Annotated in this window: 16 protein-coding genes and 1 pseudogene; 8 read left to right on the top strand and 9 right to left on the bottom strand. The window is 72.9% G+C overall.

The features are described from left to right. Positions 1–33 precede the first annotated feature (33 nt). Positions 34–630, top strand: coding sequence for a TetR/AcrR family transcriptional regulator (locus tag ACFYXV_RS08940; RefSeq protein ID WP_383343682.1), 597 nt, complete (start codon positions 34–36; stop codon positions 628–630). A 132-nt stretch (positions 631–762) separates the two neighbouring features. Here ACFYXV_RS08940 and ACFYXV_RS08935 read toward each other — a convergent pair whose 3' ends face one another. The 3 genes from ACFYXV_RS08935 to ACFYXV_RS08925 all read right to left on the bottom strand — a co-directional run bounded on the left by ACFYXV_RS08935 (position 763) and on the right by ACFYXV_RS08925 (position 4,802). Then, on the bottom strand, positions 763–1,953 hold the full coding sequence (locus ACFYXV_RS08935; RefSeq protein WP_389382412.1) for a GDSL-type esterase/lipase family protein: 1,191 nt from the start codon (positions 1,951–1,953) through the stop codon (positions 763–765). Positions 1,954–2,284: 331 nt separating this feature from the next. After that, positions 2,285–3,913, bottom strand: a complete 1,629-nt coding sequence (aceB, locus tag ACFYXV_RS08930; protein ID WP_383343676.1) for a malate synthase A — start codon at positions 3,911–3,913, stop codon at positions 2,285–2,287. Positions 3,914–4,187: 274 nt separating this feature from the next. Next, on the bottom strand, positions 4,188–4,802 hold the full coding sequence (locus tag ACFYXV_RS08925; protein ID WP_385464773.1) for an NTP transferase domain-containing protein: 615 nt from the start codon (positions 4,800–4,802) through the stop codon (positions 4,188–4,190). Between the two features lie 244 nt (positions 4,803–5,046). Between ACFYXV_RS08925 and ACFYXV_RS08920 the strand changes: the two genes are divergently transcribed. Beyond that, the gene (locus tag ACFYXV_RS08920; RefSeq protein ID WP_389382410.1) at positions 5,047–6,534 is read left to right on the top strand and encodes a PLP-dependent aminotransferase family protein; all 1,488 of its coding nucleotides are present in this window, start codon (positions 5,047–5,049) and stop codon (positions 6,532–6,534) included. Positions 6,535–6,574: 40 nt separating this feature from the next. Here the strand turns inward: ACFYXV_RS08920 and ACFYXV_RS08915 are convergent, their stop codons facing one another. Both ACFYXV_RS08915 and ACFYXV_RS08910 read right to left on the bottom strand, forming a co-directional pair. Then, positions 6,575–7,204: a response regulator gene (locus ACFYXV_RS08915; protein ID WP_389382409.1), complete on the bottom strand. Its 630-nt coding sequence runs from the start codon at positions 7,202–7,204 to the stop codon at positions 6,575–6,577. Beyond that, complete coding sequence (locus ACFYXV_RS08910; RefSeq protein ID WP_385464783.1) at positions 7,204–8,400, bottom strand: sensor histidine kinase; 1,197 nt, start codon at positions 8,398–8,400, stop codon at positions 7,204–7,206. Before ACFYXV_RS08910 ends, ACFYXV_RS08915 begins: the two co-directional genes overlap by 1 nt. 134 nt (positions 8,401–8,534) lie before the next feature. Between ACFYXV_RS08910 and ACFYXV_RS08905 the strand changes: the two genes are divergently transcribed. After that, entirely contained in the window at positions 8,535–9,623 is a 1,089-nt protein-coding gene (locus ACFYXV_RS08905; RefSeq protein WP_389382408.1) for an ABC transporter permease, read from the top strand. After that, positions 9,620–10,330 (top strand): ABC transporter ATP-binding protein, encoded by a 711-nt coding sequence (locus ACFYXV_RS08900; protein ID WP_389382407.1) that lies wholly within the window; start codon positions 9,620–9,622, stop codon positions 10,328–10,330. The genes ACFYXV_RS08905 and ACFYXV_RS08900 overlap by 4 nt, the downstream gene beginning before the upstream one ends. A gap of 90 nt (positions 10,331–10,420) precedes the next feature. On the opposite strand, the gene ACFYXV_RS08895 is transcribed toward ACFYXV_RS08900, so the two are convergent. Continuing rightward, positions 10,421–11,224 carry an IclR family transcriptional regulator gene (locus ACFYXV_RS08895; protein ID WP_366104904.1) on the bottom strand — a complete coding sequence of 268 codons (804 nt, stop codon included), beginning with the start codon at positions 11,222–11,224 and terminating at the stop codon, positions 10,421–10,423. 329 nt (positions 11,225–11,553) lie between these two features. Here ACFYXV_RS08895 and allB point away from each other — a divergent pair, with 329 nt between their 5' ends. Further along, positions 11,554–12,894 carry an allantoinase AllB gene (gene allB / locus ACFYXV_RS08890; protein ID WP_385464792.1) on the top strand — a complete coding sequence of 447 codons (1,341 nt, stop codon included), beginning with the start codon at positions 11,554–11,556 and terminating at the stop codon, positions 12,892–12,894. A 3-nt stretch (positions 12,895–12,897) separates the two neighbouring features. Then, positions 12,898–14,016, top strand: a complete 1,119-nt coding sequence (gene alc / locus ACFYXV_RS08885) for an allantoicase (RefSeq protein WP_383495275.1) — start codon at positions 12,898–12,900, stop codon at positions 14,014–14,016. A 116-nt stretch (positions 14,017–14,132) separates the two neighbouring features. Here the strand turns inward: alc and ACFYXV_RS08880 are convergent, their stop codons facing one another. Further along, positions 14,133–14,873 (bottom strand): 3-oxoacyl-ACP reductase family protein, encoded by a 741-nt coding sequence (locus ACFYXV_RS08880; protein WP_389382406.1) that lies wholly within the window; start codon positions 14,871–14,873, stop codon positions 14,133–14,135. 225 nt (positions 14,874–15,098) lie between these two features. On the opposite strand from ACFYXV_RS08880, the gene ACFYXV_RS08875 reads away from it, so the two are divergent. Further along, positions 15,099–15,719: a dihydrofolate reductase family protein gene (locus ACFYXV_RS08875; RefSeq protein WP_385464799.1), complete on the top strand. Its 621-nt coding sequence runs from the start codon at positions 15,099–15,101 to the stop codon at positions 15,717–15,719. A 111-nt stretch (positions 15,720–15,830) separates the two neighbouring features. Continuing rightward, entirely contained in the window at positions 15,831–17,024 is a 1,194-nt protein-coding gene (locus ACFYXV_RS08870) for a cytochrome P450 (protein ID WP_385464802.1), read from the top strand. Between the two features lie 57 nt (positions 17,025–17,081). Here ACFYXV_RS08870 and ACFYXV_RS08865 read toward each other — a convergent pair whose 3' ends face one another. Next, positions 17,082–17,768: a Gfo/Idh/MocA family oxidoreductase gene (locus tag ACFYXV_RS08865; protein ID WP_389382477.1), complete on the bottom strand. Its 687-nt coding sequence runs from the start codon at positions 17,766–17,768 to the stop codon at positions 17,082–17,084. Then, positions 17,745–18,086, bottom strand: a pseudogene (locus tag ACFYXV_RS08860) (Gfo/Idh/MocA family oxidoreductase); the annotation flags it as partial. The gene ACFYXV_RS08865 and the pseudogene ACFYXV_RS08860, both read right to left, overlap by 24 nt. Positions 18,087–18,153: the final 67 nt, after the last annotated feature.

Raw genomic sequence — 18,153 nt, 5'->3', positions numbered from 1 at the left:
GCAAGGTTGGCGGTTCGCCTATATGCTGGCCCGATGGGGACAACCGCAACGCAGCCGAGCCTGTGGGACCGCTCCCGGCAGGCCGTGGTGGCGAGCATCTTCGACACGGCCATGAGGCTCTTCGCCGAGCAGGGGTACGAGGCCACGACCATCGCGCAGATCGCCAAGGAGGCGGGGATCTCCCAGAGGTCGCTGTTCCGGTACTTCGGTACCAAGGAGGACATCGTCTGCGGGGAGCAGGAGGAGCTCGGGGAGCTGCTGCGCTCGACGGTGGAGGCCCAGCCCGCCGGAGCCACCGCGTGGGAGGCCCTGCGCGCCGGCTTCGAGGTGCTCATGGAGGCGCACGGCGACCCGGGGCAGCTGCTGGAGATCACGACGCTGATCTTCGACACCCCGCCGCTGCGCGCCCGCTACACGCAGAAGAGGCTGCGCTGGCAGGAGCTGGTCCAGCCCGCGGTCACGGCCAGGATGCCCGCCGGGGAGGGCCCGGTCCCGCAGGTGCGCGCCGCGGCCGTGACCGCCACCGTCTTCGCCTGCGTGGACGCCGCCACCGAGGCCTGGGTGCGCAGCGGCGGCAGCGCCGACCTGGCGACCCTGTACGACGAGGCGCTGGCCGCCGTACGCGGCTGACGACCCCCGGGGACGCCGCCGTACACAGCACGCCCCCCGGGGACGTGCTGTACGAGCGCCCCCCCGGGGCGGCCGTACGGGAAAGGGCGCCCGCGGAGGTCACCGCGGGCGCCCTGGATCCGGAGCGTACGGCTAGGGGGCGGAGGTCAGGAACATGCCCGATTGGTCCGCTCCGGCGGTGTTCTTGCAGCTGGAGGCGGAGTTCGCGGGCTGGGCGACGGCGAGGTTCAGGCAGCGCCCGGCCGCCAGCTGGCCGAAGTGGTTCGGGTGCATGGACTCCTGGACCAGCCCCTGCGTCTCGCTGCTGTCGATCCAGCGCGCCCACTCGCTCGTCTTCGCCGACGCGGGCGCCGAACTGCTCACGAGCTTGCTGGACTTCGCGCACACCTCGCGGCCCTGCATCATGTCCCGCAGGTCCAGGAACTGCACGCCCTTGGCTGCGGCGACCGCCTTGAGGCGCCCCGCGATCTGCGGCACGAGCGAATCGCGCGCCCAGTCCGAGTCCCGGTTCCAGAACGGGCAGCCGCCGGTGTTCAGCCGGCTCCAGTCGCTCTGGGTGTACCGGTTCTCGGCGCCGCGCGGGATCGGTGACGGGTAGGACTGGAGCACGATCCGGTACGAGGAGTCGCCGTACCCGGCGGTCCGCATCACGGCGCGGACCTCGTCCACGGACTTGCCGACGTTCGCCATCACCCCGTCCATCTTCTCGTCCACGCCGTACTGCTGGTCGTCGTAGCAGTACGAGCCCCACAGGACGAAGTCGAGGGCGCAGTCCTTGATGATGTCGGCGAAGCCGAGGTCGTTGCCGCCGATGGACAGGGCGATGACCTTGACGTTGTTGGCACGGGCCACGGCGGCGAGCTGATCGGCCTGCGGGGCCTCGCCCTTGAAGGCGACACCGCCGTTGGAGGCGCGGAAGACGTTCTCGGAAGTCGCCCCGGAGCAGGCCAGGTTCACGGCCACGTCGGCGATGGCCCCCGCGCTCTTGACCTCGGCGGAGTCGGAGCGGTGGCACCCCCCGGCGGTGCTGCCGTACACCTTGGAGGGGTCGTAGGTGTTCCCGGAGACCCATGCGCGGTCCGTGCCGGTCCGGTTCCCGCTGTTGGTCAGGCTGTTGCCCTTCCAGCGGCCGGCTTCGCCGGAGATGTAGCTGTCGCCCATGGACACCACGGCGGTGGGCCCGGTCCCGGGACTGGCCGCGGAGGTCCCGGCGGATCCGGCGACCAGAGCGCCGACGGCGAGCGGCAGAACCATCCCGGCCCCGGCGAGTCGTCGCGCTCGACTGCGGGCCCGGTCCTTGCTGGCGGTGCGGAATCCGATCACGGCGGAACTCCTGCGGTCGGCCATGGCAATGCCGAAGAGAACTCCGGTGCATGGCTGGGAAAGTGGGGGTACCGCCGGCCGGTGGCATCGGAAAGGTGACATGCAGCACGTTGTTACCGCTAGGTAGCCGCAGATTACGATGGGGTAACGACCGACCGGTCGTTCGGTGCCTCGGCATTCCGTTTCCGCGGCCGAGTTCGGCCGACGGCGCGTGCGCACGCTGCGCGAAGGCCCGCGGCCGTCCGTACGCGAAAACACCTCCGCCCCCGGGCCTGGGGCCTGGGGGCGGAGGTGGGAGGTCCGGCCGCTGTGCGGGCCGGTCGGACTCGGGTCAGCCGACGAGCTGTTCGTAGGCCGGGAGGGTGAGGAAGTCCGCGTAGTCCGCGTCCAGGGAGACCTGGAGGAGGAGGTCGTGGGCCTGCTGCCACTTTCCGGCTGCGAAGGCCTCCTCGCCGATCTCGGCGCGGATCGCGGCCAGTTCCCCGGCGGCGATCTCGCGGGTGAGGTCGGCGGTGGCCGTCACGGGTTCGCCGTCGTGCTCGAACACGACGCCGGCGTTGATCCACTGCCAGATCTGCGAGCGGGAGATCTCGGCCGTGGCCGCGTCCTCCATCAGGCCGAAGATGCCGACCGCGCCCAGGCCGCGCAGCCAGGCCTCGATGTAGCGGATGCCGACCTGGACGGCGTTGCGCAGCCCCTCGTACGTCGGCTTCGCGTCGAGCGAGTCGATCGCGATGAGCTCGCCGGGCGCCACCGAGACGTCCTCGCGCAGCCGGTCCTTCTGGTTCGGCTTCTCGCCGAGGACCGCGTCGAAGGAGGCCATCGCGATCGGGACCAGGTCGGGGTGGGCGACCCAGGAGCCGTCGAAGCCGTCGCCCGCCTCGCGGTCCTTGTCGGCCTTGACCTTCTCGAACGCGACCCGGTTGGCCTCGGCGTCCTTGCGGGACGGGATGAAGGCCGCCATGCCGCCGATGGCGTGCGCGCCGCGCTTGTGGCAGGTGCGGACCAGGAGTTCGGTGTACGCCCGCATGAACGGGGCCGTCATCGTCACCGCGTTGCGGTCCGGGAGGACGAACTTCTCGCCGCCGTCGCGGAAGTTCTTCACGATCGAGAACAGGTAGTCCCAGCGGCCCGCGTTCAGGCCGGCCGCGTGGTCGCGCAGCTCGTAGAGGATCTCCTCCATCTCGTACGCGGCCGTGATGGTCTCGATCAGGACGGTCGCGCGGACCGTGCCCTGCGGGATGCCGACGTAGTCCTGCGAGAAGACGAAGATCTCGTTCCAGAGGCGCGCCTCCAGGTGGGACTCCGTCTTCGGCAGGTAGAAGTACGGGCCCTTGCCGAGCTCGATGAGCCGCTTGGCGTTGTGGAAGAAGTACAGGCCGAAGTCGACCAGCGCGCCGGGGACCGGGCGGCCCTCGACCTGGAGGTGGCGCTCCTCCAGGTGCCAGCCGCGGGGGCGCATCACGACGGTCGCCAGCTGCTCGGCCGGCTTCAGGGCGTACGACTTGCCCGTGCGCGGGTCCGTGAAGTCGATGCGGCGCTCGTAGGCGTCGATGAGGTTGAGCTGGCCGAGGACGACGTTCTCCCAGGTGGGGGCGGAGGCGTCCTCGAAGTCGGCGAGCCAGACCCTGGCGCCCGAGTTCAGGGCGTTGACGGTCATCTTGCGGTCGGTCGGACCGGTGATCTCCACACGGCGGTCGTTCAGCGCGGCCGGCGCCGGCGCGACCTTCCAGTCGCCCTCGCGGACCTGTGCGGTGTCCGGGAGGAAGTCGAGGTGGGAGGTACGGGCGATTTCGGCGCGGCGCTCGCCGCGGCGCGCGAGCAGCTCGTCGCGGCGGGGCGTGAACCGCCGGTGGAGCTCGGCCACGAACGCGAGGGCCGCCTCGGTCAGGACTTCGTCCTGCCGGGGCAGGGGCTCGGCGTCGACGATGGCCAGCGATGACGGCGCTGGTGCGGACATATCTGTCACTCCTTCAGCGGCGGTGCCTGGCGGCCGCGGGGGAATGCTCGCGCAGGGCGGCACGCAGTGCCGCCGGGTGTGGAGAGTTCCGGGATACGGTCGCGGGCGCCGTCTGGGGGTTCAGGGCGCTTCTGACCAGTGGATAGTAATTTCCTTATGGTGGAAGTTCAATGGTTTGTTGATGTCGAGATTCTCTGAGTCGACAGAGTCCTGCGCCTGGTGGCCCTCAGTGCCACCTTCGTCACTGCCCGCTCAACTGCCCCGCGGCCGCCGCTCAAGCGAGTCGTGCCAGGTCGGGCGGGGTGTCGATGTCGAAGGCCTCGGCGATGTCCCCGCACTCCACCAGCGTGAGCTCGTCCGCGTGATCTGTCAGGTGCACCCGCGCGCCCTTGTCCCCCTTCGCCGTCGCCGCGATGTCGGCCCAGCGGTCCGCGCCGAAGAGCACCGGATGCCCGCGCTCCCCGCCGTACGCCGCCGCCACCAGGCTCGCGGGGGAGCGGTACGCCTCCCGGACCCGGGCCACGGCCGCCGGGCCGATGCCCGGCTGGTCCACCAGCGAGACGAGGGCCGCGTCCGCGCCCGTACCGGCGAGCGAGGCGAGGCCGACGCGCAGGGACGAGCCCATGCCCTCCGCCCAGTCGGGGTTGTCCACGACCGCGCAGCCGCTCAGGTCCGCCCGCTCGCGGACCTCGGCCGCGGAGGCGCCGAGCACCACGTGGACCGGCCCGCAGCCCGCCTCGCGCAGTACCCGTACGGCGTTCTCGACCAGCGGGCGGCCGCGGTACGGGAGCAGGGCCTTGGGGCGGCCCCCCAGACGGCGCCCGCCGCCGGCCGCGAGGAGGAGGCCCGCGATCACCGGGCTCGGGGCTGAATGTGTGGTGGGTGGCATGTCAGTGATTCTCGCCCCTGCCGTGCGGTGCGCGGGCGGCGCTCCAGAAGGCGTCGCACGGTGGCCAGGGCGGGCCCGAGCCGCAGCGGCCGGGAGATCCGGTTCTCGGCGGCCGCCGCCAGGGCGCGCTCGTCACGGTCGGTCAGCGGGGCGGACATGGTCGTCTCCTTGCCAATCGGGGGCCAATACCGCGAGTCTGGTCCTCGATTGGCCTGGCCGGCAGAGCCAATCAGGGGAGGTTGGCATGGCAAACGGGCGAGTCGTCCAAACGGCGGACAGGACCATCGGCAGTCGCCAGCTCGCCGCACTGCTGCCCTCCGCGGTGCTGGCCCGCCCCGGCTACCGCTCCCTCGCCGAGGCCGTGCGGACGCTGATCCTCGACGGCCGGATCGCCCTGCACGTACGGCTGCCCGCCGAGCGCGAGCTCGCCGAGGCGCTCGGCGCCAGCAGGGCCACCGTCACCGGGGCGTACGACCTGCTGCGCGAGAGCGGCTACGTCCGCAGCCGGCGCGGCTCCGGCACCTGGACGGAGCTCCCCGAGGGCCACGGCCCGGTCGGCGCGCACCTGCTGGCCGGCACCGGCGGGTACCTCACCGACGGCGATCCCGGGATCGACCTGGCCATCGCCGCCCTCGGCGCACCCGAGGACAGCCTCACCGAGGCCCTCGCCTGGGCCGCACCCCGGCTGCCCGGACTCGCCCGGAGCCCCGGCTACCGCCCCTTCGGCCTGCCCGACCTGCGCAGCGCCGTCGCCGAGCGGTTCACCCGGCGGGGCCTGGCGACCCGCCCCGAGCAGATCCTGGTCACCTCCGGGGCCCAGCAGGCGTTCTCCCTGGTCGTGAGCCTGCTGTGCGCGCCGGGGGACCGGGTGGTGACCGAGAGTCCCACCTACGCGAACGCCCTCGACGCCCTGCGGCACGCACGGCTGCGCACCGGCTCGATCGCGGTCTCCGACGCGGGCTGGGACATGGAGATCGCCGAGTCCACGCTGCGCCAGACGGTGCCCAGGCTGGCGTACGTGATCCCGGACTTCCACAATCCGACCGGCCTGCTGATGCCGCGGGAGCAGCGGCTGCGGCTGCTGGCCGCGACGCGGCGGACCGGGACGTGGCTGGTGGTCGACGAGACCATCGCCGACATCGCCCTGGACGTCCCCCCGCCGGCGCCGCTGGCCTCACTGGCGCCGCGGGGCGGGGCCGATCACGTGGTGACGATCGGCTCGCTCAGCAAGACGCACTGGGGCGGGCTGCGCGTGGGCTGGGTGCGGGCCACCGCGAAGATGATCACGGAGCTGGCGGCCGTGAAGGTGGCCGCGGACATGACCGGATCCGTGCTGGACCAGCTGGTGGCGCAGCCGCTGCTGGAAGGGCTGGAGCGGACGCTGCCGGCCCGGCTCGCGCAGTTGCGGGAGCAGCGGGAGGCACTGGTCGCCGCGCTGGAGCGGCACGTTCCGGAGTGGTCGTGGGTGCGGGGGCCGGGTGGGCTGTCGCTGTGGGTGGATCTGGGGGAACCGGTGAGCTCGGCGCTGGCGGAGCGGGCCGGGGCCTGCGGCGTGCACATCGGGCGCGGGGCGCGGTTCGGGGTCGACCCCGGGACGTTCGAGCACCGGCTGCGGATTCCGTACACGCTGTCCGCGGACCGCCTGGACGAGGCCGTACGCCGCCTCGCGGCCGCCCTCCACGACGGGGTCCCGCTGGCTCCGGCGGTGGACCGGCCGCACTGGGTGGCGTAGTGCACCGCCCGGCCGGCCGCGCGCGCGGGCCCGGGGGTGCCTACGGGGTGCGGATCAGACGGCGGGAGGTGGCCGCGGCCACCGCCGAGGTGCGGGAGTCGACGCCCAGCTTCGCGTAGACGTGCACCAGGTGGGATTTGACCGTGGCCTGGCTCAGGAAGAGCTTCTTCGAGATCTGCTGGTTCGACAGTCCGTCCGCGACCAGCTGGAGCACCTCCAGCTCCCGCTTCGTCAGCGCCTCCGCCGGTGTGCGCATGCGGTCCATGAGGCGCAGGGCGACGGCCGGGGCCAGTGCCGACTGGCCCGCCGCCGCCGTGCGGACCGCCGCCGCCAGTTCCTCCGGCGGGGCGTCCTTGAGCAGGTAGCCCGATGCGCCCGCCTCGACCGCCGCCAGGATGTCCGCGTCCGTGTCGTACGTGGTCAGGACCAGGACCCGGGGCGCCCCGGACCGGGCCGTGATCGCCGCCGTCGCCGCCGAGCCGTGCATGCCCGTACCGAACTGGAGGTCCATCAGGACCACGTCCACCGGCTCGGAGGCGGCCAGTTCCACCGCCCGCTCGGCGGTGGCGGCCTCCGCGACCACCGCGAAGTCCGGCTCGGTGTCCAGCACCGCGCGCAGTCCGGCGCGGACCACCGGGTGGTCGTCGGCCAGCAGCAGGCGGATCGTCATCAGGAGACCTCCAGGGGCAGGGGCAGGGTGACGGCCACGGCGGTGCCCTGGCCGGGGGAGGACTCGACCGTGAACAGGCCGCCGAGGGTCTCGGCCCGCGAGCGCATGGCGGGCAGCCCGAACCCGCCCTCGGCGGAAGGGGCCGAGGAGGGGTCGAAGCCGGTTCCGTCGTCCACCACGTCCAGCGTCACCGAGGCGTCCATGAAGGTCAGGGTGATCTCGGCGCGCCCCGCGCGGGCGTGGCGCACCACGTTGGCCAGCGCCGACTGCGCGATGCGCAGGAGGGCGACCTCGTACGGGGTGGGCAGGACCCGGGGTGCGCCGCTCAGACAGAACCGGACCCGCGGCCCGGGCGCGGCCGCGCACAGCCGCTCCAGCGCGGCGGCGAGGGATCCGTGCTCCAGGTCGGGCGGGGTGAGGGCCCGCACGAAGCGACGCGCCTCGGCGAGGTTCTCCTGCGCCGCCTCCCGGGCGCGCCCGATGTGGTCCAGGGCCGGAGCATCCTGCGGAAGTGATCGCTCCGCTGCGCGCAGCAGGAGCTGGATCGAGGAGAGCCCCTGGGCCAGGGTGTCGTGGATCTCGCGGGCGAGGCGTTCCCGTTCCGCCAGGACCCCGGCGTCGCGCTCGGCCGCGGCCAGCTCGGCGCGGGTGGCGATGAGCTCCTCGATCAGCTCCCGGCGGCGTTCGCTCTCGCGGTACAGCGCCTGGTAGCCCAGTACGGTCGCCACCGCCACGGCCCCGCCGAGCAGCGGCCCGAGGAACGCCCCCGGTGAGAGCGCGCCGCTCTGCGCGTGCGCCACGAAGCCGCCGATCGCCGCGCACGCGGTCACCGCGACAGCCGTGATCCCCCAGCGCAGCCGCAGCAGGTGGAGCTCCAGGAAGTACAGCGGGAACGCGATCCACAGCCCGTCGGGGGAGACCACCAGCAGCGCCGCCCAGGCCGCGCCCAGCCCGGCCAGCCACACCGCCGCGGCCCGCGGCGAGCGGTGCACCGCGGGGGTCAGCACCCCCGCCACGTACACGGCGGCCAGCACCGCGCAGGCGGCGACCACCCCGCCGGCGCGCGGCGCGGAATCGGTGACGGCCCGCCCGGCGGCCAGCGCGAGCAGCCCGAACAGCAGCGCGTGCAGGCACAGGCGCAGGACGCGCGTCACGGGAGTGAGGGGGCGCGGAGCAGGGGATTCCGGATCAGCCATGGCCCGACCAGCGTAAAGGCGGGGCGGCGGCCGCCCGTCAATCGAAAGTTTGATGTCCGGATGCGTCCTTCGATACCAGGATCGCCACCGTGGCGCGATGTGGTGTGCCCACGCCGAAGACCAGGGTGGGGTTCATGTTCGTCGCATGGAGAGATCTACGGTTCGCCAAGGGCCGCTTCGCCCTCATGGGCTCGGTCGTACTGCTGATCACGCTGCTGGTCGGCCTGTTGTCCGGGCTCACCGCCGGCCTGGCCCGGGAGAACGTCTCGGCCGTCACCGGACTGCCCGCCGACCACCTCGCCTTCGCCGCGCCCGCCGGGGACCAGGAGGTGTCCTTCACCAACTCCCAGGTGCCCCGGCAGGCCTGGCTGGCCTGGCGCGCCCAGCCCGGCGTGCAGTCGGCGGAGCCGCTCGGCATCCGTACCACCAACGCGTCGGCCGGCGCCCGCACCGCCGCGGTCTCCGTCTTCGGCGTCGACCCGGCGGGCCCCCTCCCGCCGCGCGGCACCGGCCTCGCCCAGGGGCGGGTGGTCCTCACCGAGAAGGCGGCGAAGGAGCTCGGCGGACAGGGCGCCGGCGCCCGGCTGAAGATCGGCCCGCTGGAGCTGACCGTGGCCGCCGTCTCCGGCACCGCCGCCTACAGCCACACCCCGGTCGTCTGGATGGACCTGAACGACTGGCAGCGCATCGGCAACCCCGGCACCTCCGCCGACACCCTCGCCACCGTGATCGCGCTCGACACCACCGCCTCCGCCGACCTCGCCGCCGGGGACGCGGCCGCCGCCACCCGGGCGCGGACCGTCGACGAGGCGCTCGGCGCCATAGGGTCCTACCAGGCCGAGAACGGCTCGCTCCAGCTCATGCGCGGCTTCCTCTTCGCCATCTCCGCCCTGGTCATAGGGGCCTTCTTCACCGTCTGGACGATCCAGCGCAGCGGCGACATCGCCGTGCTGAAGGCGCTCGGAGCTTCCACCCCGTACCTCCTCAAGGACGCCCTCGGGCAGGCCGTGGTCATGCTCGCCATCGGCACCGGGCTCGGTACGGCGATCGCCGCCGGGTTCGGCGCGCTGATCAGCGGGGGCGACGTGCCCTTCGTCCTCGGCACCGCGACCGTGCTGGCGCCCGCCGCGATCATGATCGCGCTCGGCGCGCTGGGCGCGGCCCTGTCCATCCGGCGGATCACCGCCGTCGACCCCCTGACCGCCCTCGGGAGCGCCCGATGACCCTGCTCGTGCACGATGTCACGCTCACCTACCCGGACGGCGAGAGCCGGCTCACCGCCCTCGACCGGGTCCGCCTGGAGGTGCCCGCGGGCACGCTGACCGCGGTCATCGGACCCTCCGGTTCCGGCAAGTCCAGCCTGCTGGCCGTCGCCGCCACCCTGGTCACCCCCGACTCCGGGCAGGTGGTGGTGGCCGGCCGGGACACCGCTCGGCTGAGCGCGGCCGAGAAGTCGGCCCTGCGCCGGGAGAAGATCGGCATCGTCTTCCAGCAGCCGAACCTGCTGGCCTCCCTCACCGCCGCCGAGCAGCTCCAGGTGATGGCCCACCTGTCGGGCCGCCCCTCGCGGACGCTGCGCCGCCGGGCGCTGGAGCTGCTGGACGCGGTCGGGCTCGCCGACAAGGCCGGCAAGCGGCCCCACCAGCTCTCGGGAGGCCAGCGCCAGCGCGTCAACATCGCCCGCGCCCTGATGAACGAGCCGGCCGTGCTCCTGGTCGACGAGCCCACGAGCGCCCTGGACCACGAGCGGGGGGCGGCCGTCCTCGACCTGCTGGTCACCCTGACCCGCGAGCGTTCCACGGCGACCGTGCTGGTCACGCACGACCACGCCCACCTGGAGCGGATGGACCGGACGGCCACGATGACCGACGGCCGCCTGACGGAGCGGGCCAGGGAGGAGTCCGGGTCCCCGGCGGTCCCGGCCGCCTGAGCGCCCGTACGCACGGCGAAGGCCCCGGTCCCGCGCGTCGGCGGGGGCCGGGGCCTTCGTACGTCCGGGCTCGCGGCCGGAACCCGCGCCCTACGCGGGGTTCTGGCTCTGCAGCGCCACCGACAGCTCGGCCGCGACGTTCTGGAGGATCGGCACGAAGGACTCGGCCACGGCCTCGGTCACCCGGCCCGCCGGTCCCGAGATGGAGATCGCGGCGGCGGTCGGCGAGTTCGGCACCGACACGGCCAGGCAGCGGACCCCTATCTCCTGCTCGTTGTCGTCTACCGCGTAACCCGCCTTGCGGACGTGCTCCAGGGCCTCCAGGAAGCCCTCCGGAGTGGTGATGGTCTTCTCGGTCGCGGCGGGCATCCCGGTGCGCGCCAGCAGCGCCCGTACCTCGTCGGCGGGCGTGTACGCGAGCAGCGCCTTGCCCACGCCGGTGGAGTGCGGCAGCACCCGGCGGCCGACCTCGGTGAACATGCGCATGGAGTGCTTGGAGGGCACCTGGGCGACGTAGACGATCTCGTCCCCGTCGAGCAGGGCCATGTTGGCCGTCTCGCCGGTCTCCTCGACCAGACGGGCGAGGTAGGGGCGCGCCCAGGTCCCCAGCAGGCGCGACGCGGACTCGCCGAGGCGGATCAGGCGGGGGCCGAGGGAGTACCGTCGGTTGGGCTGCTGCCGGACGTAGCCGCATGCCACGAGGGTGCGCATGAGGCGGTGGATGGTGGGCAGCGGCAGACCGCTGGCGGTGGAGAGCTCGCTGAGGCCGACCTCGCCCCCGGCATCGGCCATGCGTTCAAGCAGATCGAAGGCGCGCTCAAGGGACTGAACGCCACCGCTGGCGGCGGTGGGCTTCGCGGAAGCGTCGGTGGTGCTGGCGCTGGACGTCGGCACGGCGCGGTCCTTTCGGTGCTGGCAGGCAAGGAAGCAGCCTACCGGTCGGTCGGCGTCGGCCCTAGATGCGGGTCGAGGCCGTCCCCGCCGGTCAGATGGGGTTTGTCCGGGTCGCGGACCTCCTCGGGAAGTTACCCGTCCGCCCCCCGGTGGTGGTAGCTACATTCTGGATAGTGAAATCTTAATTCCATCCTGTGGAAACATCCAATTGCGGCACCGGTGAGTCGGTGCTCTGTCCGGCGGCTCTTGACTGGCCCCGGATCGGCGGCGAGACTCCGTCAACAGAACGTTGAATTTCGCTCTGTGGAAGTAGATGGGGAGGTTCCGGCGTGTCCGACGACGTGGAACTGGTACTGCGCTCGACTCGCGTCATCACCCCCGGGGGGACGCGCGCCGCTTCGGTCGCCGTCGCCGCCGGGAAGATCGTCGCCGTACTGCCGCACGACGCCGAGGTGCCGGCCGGCGCCCGGCTGGAGGACTTCGGCGACGACGTCCTGCTCCCCGGCCTGGTCGACACCCACGTGCACGTGAACGACCCGGGCCGCACCGAGTGGGAGGGCTTCTGGACGGCCACCCGCGCCGCCGCGGCCGGCGGTGTCACCACCATCCTCGACATGCCGCTGAACTCCCTGCCGCCGACCACCACGGTCGACAACCTGCGCGTCAAGCAGGAGGTCGCCCGCGCCAAGGCGCACGTGGACGTCGGCTTCTGGGGCGGCGCCCTGCCGGACAACGTCAAGGACCTGGCGCCGCTGCACGACGCCGGGGTCTACGGCTTCAAGTGCTTCCTGTCGCCCTCCGGCGTGGACGAGTTCCCCGAGCTCGACCAGGAGCAGCTGGCCACCTCCCTCGCGGAGATCAGCGGCTTCGGCGGCCTGATGATCGTGCACGCCGAGGACCCGCACCACCTGGACGCGGCCCCCGTCGTCCCGGGCCCCAAGTACGCCGACTTCCTCGCCTCGAGGCCGCGCGACGCCGAGAACACTGCGATCGGCAACCTGATCGCCCAGGCCAAGCGTCTGAACGCACGCGTGCACGTGCTGCACCTGTCGTCCTCCGACGCCCTTCCGCTGATCGCCGCGGCCAAGGCCGAGGGCGTCCGCATCACCGTCGAGTCCTGCCCGCACTACCTCACCCTCACGGCCGAGGAAGTACCGGACGGCGCGAGCGAGTTCAAGTGCTGCCCGCCCATCCGCGAGGCCGCCAACCAGGACCTCCTGTGGGACGCGCTCGCCGACGGCACGATCGACTGCATCGTCTCCGACCACTCGCCGTCCACGGCGGACCTGAAGACGAGCGACTTCTCCACCGCGTGGGGCGGCATCTCCTCCCTCCAGCTGGGCCTGCCGGCGATCTGGACCGAGGCGCGCCGCCGCGGCCGGACGCTGGAGGACGTGGTCCGCTGGATGTCGGCGGCCCCGGCGCAGCTCGCGGGCCTCGCCCGGAAGGGGGCCATCGAGGCCGGCCGCGACGCCGACTTCGCCGTCCTCGCCCCCGAAGAAACGTTCACCGTGGTCCCGGCCGAACTGCACCACCGCAACCAGGTGACGGCGTACGCGGGCAAGACCCTGCACGGCGTCGTGAAGTCCACCTGGCTGCGCGGCACGCAGATCGCCGACCACGGCACCCCGACCGAGCCCACGGGCCTCCTCCTCGAAAGGCAGAACTGACCAGTGGCGATTGAATCCTTCACCGGCAACGCGAACCCGTACGGAGGCGGCGACCCGTACGCGGACTACCGCACCGCGGAATTCCCGTTCACCCAGTACGCGAACCTCGCCGCCCGTGAGCTGGGCGCCGGTGTCATCGCCGCCAACGACGAGTTCTTCGCCCAGCGGGAGAACCTGCTGATCTCCGAGGCCGCGCACTTCGACCCGGAGGACTTCGGCCACAAGGGCAAGGTCATGGACGGCTGGGAGACCCGCCGCCGCCGCGGCGTCTCGGCCACCCAGCCCTGGCCGACGCCCGAGGACCACGACTGGGCGCTCGTACGCCTGGGTGCCCCCGGCGTCATCCGCGGCATCGTCGTCGACACCGCCCACTTCCGCGGCAACATGCCGCAGGCCGTCTCCGTCGAGGCCACCAACTGGGAGGGCGCCCTCGCGCCGACCCCGGAGGAGCTCCAGGGCGACGACGTGAAGTGGACGACGATCGTCGCCCGCACCCCGGTCGGCGGCCACGCGGCCAACGGCTTCGAGGTGGACGTGGAGCAGCGCTTCACGCACCTGCGCGTCAACCAGCACCCCGACGGCGGCATCGCCCGCCTGCGCGTCTACGGCGAGGTCCTGCCCGACCCGAAGTGGCTCGAAGCGCTGGGCTCCTTCGACGTGGTCGCGCTGGAGAACGGCGGCTCCGTCCAGGACGCCTCCAACCGCTTCTACTCCCCGCCGACCAACACCATCAACCCGGGCCGCTCCCGCAAGATGGACGACGGCTGGGAGACCGCCCGCCGCCGCGACAACGGCAACGACTGGATCCGCTACCAGCTGGTGGCCGACTCCGAGATCCGCGCCGTCGAGATCGACACCGCCTACCTCAAGGGCAACTCGGCCGGCTGGGCCTCGCTGTCCGTCAAGACGGGCGAGGACGGCGAGTGGACGGAGTTCCTGCCGCGCACCCGCCTGCAGCCCGACACCAACCACCGCTTCGTACTGGACGCCCCGGCGGTCGGCACCCACGTGCGGATCGACATCTTCCCGGACGGCGGCTTCTCCCGCCTGCGCCTGTACGGCTCGCTGACGGAGGCCGGCGCGGCCGCGCTGACCGCCCGCAACCAGGAGCTGGGCGGCTGACGCCGTCCGCGTGACTGCCCCGGGGGCCGACACCCCCGGGGCCCGCACGGCCCGACGGGGCGCACCGCAGCAGCGGTGCGCCCCGTCGGCGTGTCCGCGCGCCCGGGGTCCGGCGGCTATGCCGCGTGGCCGCCGTCCACCGCGAACTCGGCGCCCGTCACATAGGCGGCGTCCGGTCCGGCGAGGAAGGACACCAGGCCGGCCACCTCCTGCGCGGTGCCGAAGCGCCCGAGGGCCGTCAGCGTGCTCTGCGCGGCGGCGTACGGCCCGTCCGCCGGGTTCATGTCGGTGTCCACCGGGCCCGGGTGCACGAGGTTCGCGGTGATGCCCCGCTCGCCGAGCTCCCGCGCCAGTGCCTTGTTCAGGCCGGTCAGCGCGGCCTTGCTCATCGCGTACAGGGTTCCTCCGGGGCCCGGGACCCGCGCGGCCATGCAGCTGCCGATGGTGACGATCCGGCCGCCGGAGCCCATCCGGGCGGCCGCGGCCTGGGTGGTCAGGAACACCCCGCGCACGTTGACCGCCAGCACCCGGTCCACATCGGCCAGGGTCAGGGCGTCCAGGGGTCCGAGTACGCCGATCCCCGCGTTGTTCACCAGTGCGTCGATCCGCCCCAGGCCCCGTACGGTCTCCTCCACCGCGGCGACCGCCTGCGCCGGGTCGCCCACGTCGGCCCGTACGGCCAGGGCGCGCCGGCCGAGCGCCTCGATCCCGCCGACGACCTCGGCCGCGTCCCGCTCGCCGTTGACGTACGTGAGCGCCACATCGGCCCCGTCCCGCGCCAGCCGCAGGGCGGTGGCCGCCCCGATGCCCCGGCTGCCACCGGTCACCAGTGCCACCACCGCGCCATTGCCGCCCATGGTCTTCTCCCTCGTTCTCACTGCCCGAAAAGTCGTTGCGGGTTCAATGAAAGAGGGGGAGGGGTGCGGGCGCTGGCGGGAATCGGACCTCGCGTTCGTGCGCGCCGCGCCGATGAGTTCGCGGGCGGCCGGGAGTCTGAAGCCGTACAGGGGGAACCCGTATGGGCAAAGCCCCCTGCCGGCGGAACCCGTGCGGATGGCACCGGACGCAAGGAGCGCAGATCCATGGGCAAGCTGACCCTGACCACCTTCGTGACCCTCGACGGCGTGATGCAGGCCCCCGGCGGGCCGGAGGAGGACCCCGCCGGCGGGTTCGAGTACGGCGGCTGGCTGACCCCGTTCCACGACGAGGGCGTGGGCGCGTTCACCACCGAGCTGTTCGACCGGGCCGGGGCCTTCCTGCTCGGGCGCCGGACGTACGACATCTTCGCCGGCTACTGGCCGAAGCGGACCGAGCCCACCGACCCGATCGCGAGCCGGCTGAACGGCCTGCCGAAGTACGTGGCCTCGACCACGCTCACGAATCCGTCCTGGGCGGGGACCACCGTCATCGACGGGGAGCAGCTCCAGAGCGAGATCGTCCGGATCAAGGACGGGCTGGAGGGGCACCGGGAGCTCCAGGTGCACGGCAGCGGGCAGTTGGCCCAGTGGCTGCTCGTGCGGGACCTCGTGGACGAGCTGAACCTGGAGGTGTACCCCGTCTTCCTGGGCGCCGGGCGGCGGCTGTTCCCGACCGGCGGACTGCCGACGGCCTACGAGCTGGTCGCCTCGCGCACGACGCCGAACGGCGCCGCCATCCTCACGTACCGCCCGACGGGCCGCGCCACCTTCGCCACCTTCGGCTGACCCGACGGACAGGGCCCGGACACCGGCCGGGGCCCCGGGCCCGGCAGCCGATATGAACGCGTGACCGGAAATGGTGCTTCCACCATCGAGCGGCCACATTAGTGTGACCGCATGCCACAGCCGGACATCAGTACGAACGACGCTGACTTCCACACGGATCCCTACTCGTTCTACGCCAGACTGCGTGAGACGGGCCCGGTGCACCAGGTGGAGGTCACGGCCGCCGAATACGCGCCCGCGTTCCTGGTCGTCGGCTACGAAGAGGCCCGCCGGGCCCTCAACCACCCGGGTCTGCTGAAGAACTGGGCCGGCAGCCAGGTCCTGCCGGGCGTCGCGACCACCCCCGCCAACAGCAACATGCTGGAGGCCGACCCGCCGCACCACACCCGACTGCGACGCCTGGTCGCCCGCGAGTTCACGATGCGCCGCGTGCAGGCCATGCGCCCCCGCGTCCAGCAGATCACCGACGAACTGCTCGACGCGATGGCCGCCCGTCCCGGGCGCACGGCCGACCTGGTCAAGGCCCTCGCCTTCCCGCTGCCCATGACCGTCATCGGCGAACTCCTCGGAGTCCCCGACCAGGACCGCGAACGCTTCGGATACTGGTCCAAGGAGGTCCTCGCCCCCACGACCCTGCCCGACGGCGCCGCCGCGCAGCAGAAGCTCGGCGACTACCTCGCCGAGCTCGTCGAGGCCAAGGCCGAGGAACCCGGCGAGGACCTGCTCAGCGCCCTCATCCGGACCCGCGACGAGGACGGCGACGCGCTGTCGCCCGACGAGCTGATCGGCATGGCCTTCCTGCTGCTGATCGCAGGCCACGAGACCACCGTCAACCTCATCTCCAACGGAACGCGCGCCCTGCTGGCCCACCCGGACCAACTGGCCGCCCTGCGCGCCGACTGCGACGGCCTCCTCGACGGCGCCATCGAGGAGATGCTCCGCTACGACGGCCCGGTGCAGAACACCACCTACCGCTACGCCCGCGAGGACATGGAGCTCGGCGGCACCGCCATCCCGGCCGGGGCCACCGTCCTCGTCTCGCTGGGCGGCGCGGACCGCGACCCCGGGCGCTACGAGGCCGCCGACACCTTCGACATCCGGCGCGCCCCGGCCGGCCACCTCGCCTTCGGGCACGGACTGCACTTCTGCATCGGCGCCCCGCTCGCCCGCCTGGAGGGCCGCATCGCGTTCCGCGGGCTGCTGGAGCGCTTCCCGGACCTCACGGAGGACCCGTCCGAGGAGGCGCCGACGTACATCGGGGGCAGTCTGATCCGGGGCGTGACCCGGCTGCCGGTGCGCTGGTAGCCGCCGCCCGTGGCCTCCTCCTTACCGCTTCGGCCCCGGCCCGCGCCGCCGGTGCCGTCACAGATCCGGGAGCTCCGTCATGCGGACCGGGCGCCGCTCCCGCCGCGACACCTCGCACGCCTCCGCGATCCGCAGCGCGGCCAGCGCCTCCCGGCCGTCGCACGGGTTGGGTCCCTCCCCGCGCACCAGCTTCACGAAGGCCGCCAGCTCCGCCTCGTACGCGGGGCCGAACCGCTCCAGGAAACCGGTCCAGGGCTTGCTCGCCGGGGGAGGGCCGTGGGGTTCGGTCGAGGCGATCGGCGTTCGGTCGTCCAGCCCGGAGGAGACCTGGTCGAGCTCTCCGGCCAGCTCCATCCGCACGTCGTAGCCGGCGCCGTTGCACCGGGTGCCCGTACAGGTGGCCAGGGTCCCGTCGTCCAGGGTGAGCACGGCCACGGCGGTGTCCACGTCGCCGAGCTCCCGGAAGACGGCCGGACCCGCGTCGGAGCCGGTCGCGTACACCTCGGTCACCTCGTGCCCGGTCACCCAGCGGACCATGTCGAAATCGTGCACCAGGCAGTCCCGGTACAGGCCCCCGGACGTCGCCAGGTACGCGGCGGGCGGCGGGGCCGGATCGGCGGTCATCGTCCGTACGGTGTGCAGCCGGCCCAGGGCCCCGGAGCGCACCAGCTCCCGCGCGGTGCGGCAGCCCGCGTCGAAGCGGCGCATGAAGCCCAGCTGGAGCACTCCGCCGGCGGCGGACACCTCGCGCAGCACGGTCAGCGTCCGGGCCAGATCGGTGGCCAGCGGCTTCTCGCAGAAGACCGGCAGCCCGCCGCGGATCGCCCGCAGGACCAGCCCGGCGTGCCCGTCGGTGGCGCAGGCCACGACCACGGCGTCCACGCCCCAGGTGAAGACCTGTTCCACGGAGGGTGCCGCGGTCGCCCCCAGCCGGTCGGCGAGGCGCGCGGCCCGCGCGGGATCGGCGTCGGCGAGCAGCAGCGAGCCCGCGTCCCGGTGGCGGGCCAGTGCCGCCGCGTGGAAGGAGCCGATCCGGCCCGTTCCGATCACCCCGATGCGCATGCAATCAACGTGACCCTGTCACCGGAGGCTGTCAATCTGTCCGAAGAGGCCTTCGATGGCGCAGTTG

Origin of the sequence: Streptomyces sp. NPDC002181, assembly GCF_042890485.1 — a bacterium.
GTDB lineage: Bacteria > Actinomycetota > Actinomycetes > Streptomycetales > Streptomycetaceae > Streptomyces.
The sequence above is the reverse complement of the archived record's forward strand: the minus strand, read 5'-3'. Positions and strand labels throughout refer to the sequence as shown.